We start from the raw sequence: 8,898 nt of genomic DNA on the forward strand, positions 1-8,898 counted from the left end.
AATCCCATTGATACCGTTTCAGGCAGATGGGTTTCGTCTTTCAATTCCACACCTTCATCGCGCAGCAAATCTGCCTGCGCCGCCCAACCCGGCACCAGCCGCCCTGCGGCATTGACCACGCGGTGACAAGGATAATCGCCGTAATCCGCCGCATGGCGCAGCACGCTGCCGACCAGGCGGGCGTTTTTGTCCCTGCCAATTAGACGGGCGATTTGGCCGTAGGTGGCGACTTTGCCGATGGGGATTTCGGATACGGCGGAAAGAATTTGGTAGGCTAGGTAGTCGTTTTTTGGGCGCATAGATAAAGTTGGAACACAAGCTATGAACTTGCATTATTTGTTAAATTTTATAAGGGCTGTACTAGATAAGCAGTCATGTTAGACTGCAAAAATGAAGATAACCCGTTGCAAACTAAAAAAGAGTATTCAAAAGAAACTGCTTGAATTTTTTGTACTCGAAGTTACCGCCCGTTCTGCCGCCGATATTTTGGGTATTCATCCCAATTCGGCAGTCCTGTTCTACCGCAAAATCCGTATGGTCATCAACCATCATTTAGCCTTGGCTGCCGATAAGGTTTTTGAGGGCTCTGTTGAGTTGGACGAAAGCTATTTCGGCGGACGGCGTAAAAGCAGACATGGTCGTGGTGCGGCAGGAAAAGTGGTTGTCTTTGGCATTCTGAAACGCAACGGACGGGTCTATACCGTTGTCGTAGATAATGCCAAGTCCGATACTTTAATGCCTGTCATCAAAAGGAAAATCATGCCGGACAGTATTGTTTATACTGTATAGTCTGAGCAGCTACGACAAGTTGGATGTGAGCGGTTTTATCCATTACCGCATCAACCATTCCAAGGAATTTGCCGACCGCCAGAACCACATTAACGGCATTGAAAACTTTTGGAATCAGGCGAAACGCGTCTTGCGCAAATACAACGGAATCGATCGCAAATCTTTCCCGCTATTCTTGAAAGAATGCGAATTTCGGTTTAACTTCGGCACACCGTCCCAACAGCTAAAAATCTTGCGGGAGTGGTGTGGAATTTAGGGCTAATCTACGTCAGCCCCTAAGAGAAAGGCTACCTGAAAAATGGTTTTCAGGTAGCCTTTGGTGTTAGAGCACGATACAAAGAGAATGATTTCAGGCTGCTGCACGCCGGATTCGTCAGCTTGTTTATCCGGCGTTTGAGCGCGCACCGCATACCACAACGCCGCCATATGCTTGCACGCCCCACCATAAGGACAATCGCAGCCCCGTCCTTAATGTACAAATCACTATCCAGCTTCAGCCATACCGAATAGTTTTCTGAACCGCACACCTCCGCCCGATAACGCCCGGCGGAAGTTTTTTGAACATCGCGAACCTTGCCCTACTGAAAATACAGCAGACCGCGTTCGATGATGTGGGGCGAAAATAGGCGGGGTAGATAGATACCGGACATGGTTTACTTCCAAGAAATTGTTGAAATATTAGTAGTTTACTGGTTTAGACGACGTTTGGAGAAAGGGTGGCGGGAAGATTTGTTTTGTAAGGAGGCAAAAGGTCGTCTGAAAATGGGTTTCAGACGACCTTTCTGTGAGGTGTGCGTTTGGAGTTATCCGCTCGTCTTGAGGAAATTAAGCTATAGCTTGTTTAGATGCATGAATTTTAATAAAATCGCAAATTATTTTTGATAAGCAATGAATTATATGTTGTATAAAGTTAGTTCTCAGAGACCTAATTATTTAAATGAAAATGAAAAATAGTAAATTAAAGGCGGTTGATTTTTTCTGTGGCGGAGGCGGGATGAGCTATGGAATGCAATCCGCCGGTATTCAGGTTTTAGCCGGGATAGATTACGAACCTAGCTGCAAAGAAACATATGAAGCCAATATAAATGCCAAATTTATACAGGCTGATGTTTTTGAATTGCAGCCTGAAACATTGGAAAAGGAACTCGGCTTAAAAAAGAATGATGATGATTTGATTCTTATAGGTTGTAGTCCTTGTCAATATTGGAGTGTTATTCAAACAGACAAAAGAAAATCGGAAAAATCCAAGAGTTTGCTTTTGGAGTTTCAGCGGTTTGTAGAATATTTCAATCCCGGATATGTTGTTGTAGAGAACGTACCGGGAATTCTGAGCAGAATGAAAGAAAGCGGGCTTGATAATTTCATAAAGTTATTGGAAGAAAAAGGATTTACCGTTCATTTCGGTATTCACAATACGGCCGATTACGGAATTCCCCAAAGCCGTAAAAGATTTACGTTAATTGCAAACAGAATAACCAAAGAAAAGCTAGAACCAGTCAAGTATTCGGGCAAACGGCTTACGGTACGCGATGTTTTGGGAATGGAAAACGGCTTTCCCAAAATTGTTGCAGGGCATCAAGACGAGACGGATTTTATGCATAGTTGTGCGGGATTATCCGATATCAATTTGAAACGATTGGCGTTGATACCTAAAAACGGAGGAAACCGCTTGGCTTTTGCGCATATTCCCGAATTACAGCTGAAATGTTTTATAGGGAAAGATGATAGTTTTAAAGATACGTTTGGTAGACTATGGTGGGATAAACCCGCTCCTACCATAACAACCAAATTTTTCAGTATTTCCAATGGACGTTTCGTACATCCGGATGAGGATAGGGCTTTATCTATGCGGGAGGGAGCCGTACTGCAATCTTTTCCTAAAGAATACATATTTAGGGGAAAAAGTAGGGATGCGATAGCTCGCCTGATCGGAAATGCCGTCCCTCCTGAATATGCTAAAAAAATAGGAATGAGCATCATCAGTGTTAAAAAATAACCTTTACGATACGGAGAAATTCAAAATGTCTCAAAGTCAACAAAAAGTGCTTGAAATGAAATTTGACCCCAATGTGATTACACATTTAGGCATTCAAATGTATTCCACATTGCCCCCAGTCATTTCTGAATTAATATCAAATGCTTACGATGCAGATGCTACTGAAGTAAAAATTTATTTAAACGATAAATATCAGGAAAAGTCAATAATTATTGAAGATAATGGTCATGGAATGAGCTTTGATGAAATCAATGATAAGTTTTTATTAATTGGCCGAAATAGAAGAAAAGATGATCAATCTGATAAAAGCAAAAGTGGAAAAAGATGGGTAATAGGTAAAAAAGGAATTGGAAAGTTGGCTTTTTTTGGAATTGCCACCCAAGTGGAAATTTCAACTATTCAAAATTATTCGAAAACAACATTTTTATTAAATTGGGATGATATACAATCTCAACGAGCCAATACAGGAATTTATCATCCAACGATTCTTGAAAGTGATATTTCTGTAAAACAAAAAAGTGGGACAACTATAAAATTAACAAAAATAAAAAGAAAAACCGGATTTTCTGCACAAGATTTGGCTTTATCCCTTTCTAAAGCATTTCATGTATTCGATGAAGAAGATTTTCAAGTTAATATCTTTCATAATGAACAAACCGATCCACTTCTCATTAGTAACAGTTTACGCTATCAGGATTTTGATTGTTTTGTTAAATGGGAAGCGCCTTGGGCAGAGATTAATTTAACATCTGAAGAAAAAAATAAATATGAAGCGTATCTGAAACAAATAACAGGTTGCCTAATTGCCAGTAAAGAAAAAACCATCCCTGAGAAAATGAGAGGAATTGCTCTTTTTTCAAGGGGAAAGCTGGTTAATGAATATGCATTTTATGGATTGAGTGCAACCAGTTTTGGATATTCATATCTTACAGGTTGGCTAAATGTTGATTTTATTGAAGATTTTTCTGAAGATGTGATTTCCACTAATCGACGTTCGTTAAATTGGGAGACTGATGAAACGAAGCTTTTGGAAGAATTATTACAAATTCTAATTAAAAAATTCTATAATTTCCAAAAAGATGTTAAAGAAAATGATAAAAAACAAGAAATTGAAGAAATCGTAGGTATTAATCTTGACGATTGGTATGAAACATTACCGAAACGTGAAAGAAAGCTGGCTAAAAAAATTATGAATCAGATTATCCAAGCAGAGGGATTAGAGCCGGAAAAAACCAGCAATCTAATCCGCTATGTCCAAGATTCATATCAATTCACAGCATTTAAAGAATTGGCTGCCGATATTAGTGAAAACAACTTTGATCATCCGGAGCAAATTTTAAAATTAATGAGTGAATGGCAATTAATCGAAGCAAGGGAGTTTTATAAACTTGCAGAAGTCAGGCTGGAAACCATTAAGAAATTTGAAGAATATATCGCACAAAATGCAAAAGAAGTTCCTGTTTTGCATAATTTCCTAAAGCAATTCCCGTGGTTGTTGGATCCTCGGATTATGTCTTTTAAGGATGAGGTTACATTTTCTTCTTTATTAAAAGAAAAATATCCTGATGAGACATTGGATATAAATGATAGGAGAATTGATTTCCTGTGCCAAAGATTTGCCGATAGTTTTTTTATTATTGAATTGAAACGCCCAAAAGGTACAATTAGCCATAAAGAAATTGTACAGGCGCTTGACTATGTAAATTTTATTGCACAACGGCTGGGCAATGAAAAAGGTACAAAGGTTTGCTGTTATTTAATAGCAGAACGATTGGTTGATACCCCGAGTGTAACAATGACGGCAGAAGCATTGCAAAAAGGCGGTTCCGTTTACGTCAAGACCTATTCAGAATTGCTTGCTAATGCCAAAAATTATCATAATGAATTTATAGAGAAATATGAATCTATGAGAAAGAAAGCATGACCGATATTTTTACATCTGAAAAACGCTCCCAAATCATGTCGAAAATACATGGTAAGGAAACTGATTTGGAAATATTGGTAAGGAAATTTCTTTTTTCCCAAGGTTTCCGTTATCGGAAAAACGATAAACGCTATGCAGGCAAACCGGATATCGTTTTACCGAAATATAAAACAGTCGTGTTTATACACGGCTGTTTTTGGCACGGGCATTCTTGCTGTAAAGGGCATATTCCGAAAAGCAATACGGATTTTTGGTTGGAAAAAATCACAAAAAATCGCGAACGTGATATTAAAAATAAAACCGAGCTGGAAAAGATTGGTTTCAAAGTGATTGTCGTTTGGGAGTGCGAATTAAAAAATAAAGCTATTTGTAGGGAGCGATTAAATCGGTTGGTCGAGGAAATAAAAGATGCCGTCTGAAAAAATCAGACGGCATCTTCCTTTAATTAAGATCCTCCCACTCCTTCAACAACCGCTTCACCGACACCGGATACGGCGTCTTCAACTCCTGCGCGAACAGCGACACTCTCAATTCTTCAATCATCCATTTAAATGCGGCGAGGTCGTCTGAAACGGGTTGTCCTTGTTTCACCAAGCCGTCGGTTTTTTCCTGCCACATTTGTTCCAATTCCTGTATATCGGCTTCGCGGGCTGCGTCGCGGGCGGGGTTGCTGCTGTATTTTTCGAGGCGCAAGGTCATGGCTTTGAGGTAGATGGGGAGGCGAGGCCATTGTGCCCACGGGGTGCGGGTGGCGAAGCCGGCGGCGAGCAGGGTTTGCAGGCGTTGTCGCAGGAGCTGGGTGAGCGGGTGTTTGCCGAGTTTGCCGTTCAGTTCGGCGTAGGCGGCGGCGGTTTCCTGCAGGTAGCGGCTGAGGGCTTCTTTGACGGCGGGCAGGCGGCTTCGGGCGCGTTTGATTTGTTCTTTGAAGGCTTTTTCGTTGCGCGGCAGCTCGTCTTCGCCGATAAAGGCGCGGTCGCAGACGGCTTGGGTGAGGTCGTCGCGCAGGGTGTCGGCGTTGATGTGTTTGAGCAGCATGGCGGCTTGGGTAAAGCCTTGGATGCCTTTGTTCAGGTCTTTAACTTGTTCTTTTAGTTGTAGTTTCATAAGTTCGATCACGCCTAACCTGTGGGCTTGTTCGGCGGCGGCGGACGTGTCGAACAGGCGCAGGGCGATGCGGCCGTCTTTTTCTTTTTGCAGGCCGAGGTAGCCGGTGAGCTGTTGTTTGCCGCGGGCGAATTTGATGGATTCGGGTAGGGTGCCGATGTCCCATGCGGTGACGTTGTCGCGCTCGAATTCTTGGGTGTTGTCGCGGAAGGTGGTGGCGGCGGCTTTGCCAAGTTGTTGTTGGATCTGGATTAAATCGCGCCCCATGGCTAATTCTTGTCCGCCGTCGTCGATGATGCGGAGGTTGAAATAGCAGTGTTCGGGCAGCCTGAACGCGGCCCATTCGTCTTGGTTGATTTGCTCGAGTATGCGGATGTCGCCTGCGGTTTTGGCGATGGCTTGGGCAAGTTGGGGCAGGATGGGGGCGTTGCGGTCGGGGTTTTGGCTTAAAAATTGGGTGATGAATTCGGGCACGGGCACGCAGATGCGGCGGATTTGTTTGGGCAGGGCTTTGATTTGTAGCTGGATTTTTTCGCGTATCATGCCGGGCACGAGCCATTCGAGGGCGGCGGGGCTGATGCGGTTGAGCACGGTGAGCGGCAGGGTGAGGGTAACGCCGTCGAGCGGGTGGTGCGGCTCGAAGCGGTAGGAAAGTTTGAACTTGCCGTCTGCGGTTTGCCAGTGTTTGGGGAATTGTTCTTCGGTGATGTGCGCGGCGGCGTGCTGCATGAGGTCGTCGCGGCTGAGGAACAGCAGGCGCGGGTTGTCGCGCTCGGCGGTTTTGAGCCAGGCCGCGAAGGTGCGGATATCGGCAAGGGGTTTTTCAGACGGCGTTTGGGGTTTCAGGCTGCCTTTGGGGTCGTCTGAACGGTTTTCAGGCTGCCTTTGGGCTTTCAGGCTGCCTGCTTGACGAACCATGCGGTAATTGGTCAAAACCAAGCCGTTGCGCGGGATTTGGTTTTCGTGTTGCCGCACAAAGCCTTGTTTTTGGAAAAATGCCAATGCGGCTTTGGATGCGTCTACCGTTATGGTTTTGCCGCTGTCTGCCGATGGCAAAACGGCATTCAGTAGCGCGGTAGCGATGCCCTGCCGCTGGTGGTGCGGGTCGGTATAAAGGCAGTTTAGGTGGCTTTGTTCGGGCTGGTATTCAATGAAACCGAGCACGCGCCCGTTGTGCGTGGCGACGCGGACATTGCCGCCGTCGATGTGTTTTTGCCAGAAATCGGCATCGTCTGCGCCTTGCAGCCATGCGTTTTTTTCCTGCTCGCTGTAATGGCGGTTTGAAATGTGCTGCACGGCGCGGAGAAATAATTCGGCAACGGCGGCGGCATCGCTAGTTGTGGCGGGGCGGATATTTGGTTTCAGGCTGCCTGAAAGGCCGTCTGAACGGTTTTCAGGCTGCTTTTGTGCATTTTGTTGGGTCGCGACCCAGCCTGCCTTATTTTCAGACGGCAAAACCGCATTTTCAGGCTGCCCGACTATCTCGCCGCCGCTTTTAAACACAGTTTTGGGCAAGCGCGCATCGTAAAACTCAAACAAAATCTCATCGTCCACCAACACATCTTGGCGGCGCGATTTGTGTTCCAGCTCGGCGACTTCGCGGATCAGTTTTTGGTTGTGCACGAAAAACGGCGCGGTGAAACTGCCCATTTCTTGGGCGACCAATGCGCTGCGGATAAAGATTTCACGGGCTTCTGCGGGGGCGATTCTGCCGTAGGCGACGGGGCGGCGCGGCAGCACGGTCAGGCCATAAAGCGTAACGCGTTCGCTGGCGACGACTTCGCCGCGCTTTTGCTCCCAATGCGGCTCAAAATAATGATATTTCACCAAATGCGGCGCTTCCTGCTCAATCCATTCGGGCTGAATCGCCGCCACATCGCGCGCGTACAGGCGCGTGGTTTCGGTGAGCTCCGCCGCCATCACCCATTTGGGCTTGCTTTTGAACAGCGCGGACGCGGGGAACAGATGAAAACGGCTGCCGCGCGCGCCGGTGTAGTCGTTGCCGTCGGGCGATTTCATGCCGACGTTGGCAATCAAGCCCGTGAGCAGGGCGCGGTGGATTTGTTCGTAACTCGCTTCCTTGGCGGCGCGGCGCTCGGCGCGGGCGTGTTTTTTGTCCAACTCTTTTTGTTTCAGACGGGCGGCAAGGTCGGCGGACTGCTTTTCAGACGGCGTTTGCGTTTTCAGGCTGCCTGAAACCTGCGGTGCGGCGGCTTCGGGTTTGCGAAACGCGCTTTCCTTATCGGTCAAACCCATTTCAATGGCAATCTGCGCCAGTTGCGCGTGCAGCTCGCGCCATTCGCGCATCCGCAGGTGCGACAGAAAATACTGATGACACCACGCCACCATCTGGCGGTTGGACAAACCCTTGTCGCGCTCGCGCTGGAAGCTGTCCCAAATATTCAGGTAGGCGAGAAAATCCGACTGCTTGTCGGCAAACCGCTCATGCGCCTTGGCAGCGGCTTCACGCGCTTCCAGAGGCCGCTCGCGCGGGTCTTGAATGGACAGCGCGGACACAATCACCAGGATTTCCGCCATACAGTCGTGCTTTTTCGCCGCCAGCAAAATGCGGGCGACTTTCGGGTCAATCGGCAGACGTGCCATTTGCTCGCCGATTTTGGTCAGGCGGTAGCGGGGTTTAGGGCTGGCTGAATGGTTTTCAGACGGCGTGCCGGGGGTTTTGTTTGGATGAGTTTGAGTGGCTTGCATAGTAGGTTTGGAATGGGGAAATCGGTTTCAGGCTGCCTTTGTGGCGCATATTGTTTTCAGACGGCGTAACTTATGCCGTCATTCCCGCTCAGGCGGGAATCTTAGTGGATATTCGGCAACTGTTTAAAAACAATTTGTTGCTCAAATTCTACCAAGATTCCCGCCTGCGCAGGAATGACGGCGGCGGGTTTCAGGCTGCCTGAGTGTTGCTTGCGCAGGGCGTGCGCTGTTTTCAGACGGTATCGGTATTAGACCTCTTGCGAAAATATTCATCCCATCGCATTAACCAGTCCTGCAATCAGATTTGCCCTTAACCCGAACCGTTTCCGCCTGTTGCGGTAAGGCAGCGACAAGATTTTGAATATCTTCAGCTTCC

4 protein-coding genes and 4 pseudogenes are annotated in these 8,898 nt (G+C 46.6%); 4 read left to right on the forward strand and 4 right to left on the reverse strand.

Annotation, left to right across the window (positions count from 1 at the left end; translation table 11 throughout):
• Positions 1-107 precede the first annotated feature (107 nt).
• Positions 108-299: pseudogene (locus MB824_RS06000) on the reverse strand (MGMT family protein); the annotation flags it as partial.
• A 91-nt stretch (positions 300-390) separates the two neighbouring features.
• Between MB824_RS06000 and MB824_RS06005 the strand changes: the two are divergent.
• A pseudogene (locus MB824_RS06005) lies at positions 391-1,045 on the forward strand (IS1595 family transposase).
• Positions 1,046-1,047: 2 nt separating this feature from the next.
• Here the strand turns inward: MB824_RS06005 and MB824_RS11680 are convergent.
• Positions 1,048-1,230: pseudogene (locus tag MB824_RS11680) on the reverse strand (SWIM zinc finger family protein); the annotation flags it as partial.
• A gap of 496 nt (positions 1,231-1,726) precedes the next feature.
• Between MB824_RS11680 and MB824_RS06010 the strand changes: the two are divergent.
• Genes MB824_RS06010 through MB824_RS06020 form a run of 3 tightly spaced genes read left to right on the forward strand, consistent with a single transcriptional unit; the run spans position 1,727 to position 5,128 of the window.
• Positions 1,727-2,785, forward strand: coding sequence for a DNA cytosine methyltransferase (locus MB824_RS06010; RefSeq protein ID WP_238746792.1), 1,059 nt, complete (start codon positions 1,727-1,729; stop codon positions 2,783-2,785).
• Between the two features lie 25 nt (positions 2,786-2,810).
• Entirely contained in the window at positions 2,811-4,709 is a 1,899-nt protein-coding gene (locus MB824_RS06015) for an ATP-binding protein (RefSeq protein WP_238746795.1), read from the forward strand.
• Positions 4,706-5,128 carry a very short patch repair endonuclease gene (locus tag MB824_RS06020; protein WP_238746798.1) on the forward strand — a complete coding sequence of 141 codons (423 nt, stop codon included), beginning with the start codon at positions 4,706-4,708 and terminating at the stop codon, positions 5,126-5,128. Before MB824_RS06015 ends, MB824_RS06020 begins: the two co-directional genes overlap by 4 nt.
• Before the next feature lie 22 nt (positions 5,129-5,150).
• On the opposite strand, the gene MB824_RS06025 is transcribed toward MB824_RS06020, so the two are convergent.
• Together MB824_RS06025 and MB824_RS06030 are read right to left on the reverse strand one after the other, a co-directional pair.
• A complete protein-coding gene (locus MB824_RS06025) occupies positions 5,151-8,417 on the reverse strand; it encodes a GNAT family N-acetyltransferase (protein WP_407659226.1) in 3,267 nt (1,088 codons plus the stop codon).
• Between the two features lie 374 nt (positions 8,418-8,791).
• Positions 8,792-8,898, reverse strand: a pseudogene (locus MB824_RS06030) (IS5/IS1182 family transposase); the annotation flags it as partial.

This window comes from Kingella pumchi (assembly GCF_022288825.1).
GTDB lineage: Bacteria > Pseudomonadota > Gammaproteobacteria > Burkholderiales > Neisseriaceae > Kingella_D > Kingella_D pumchi.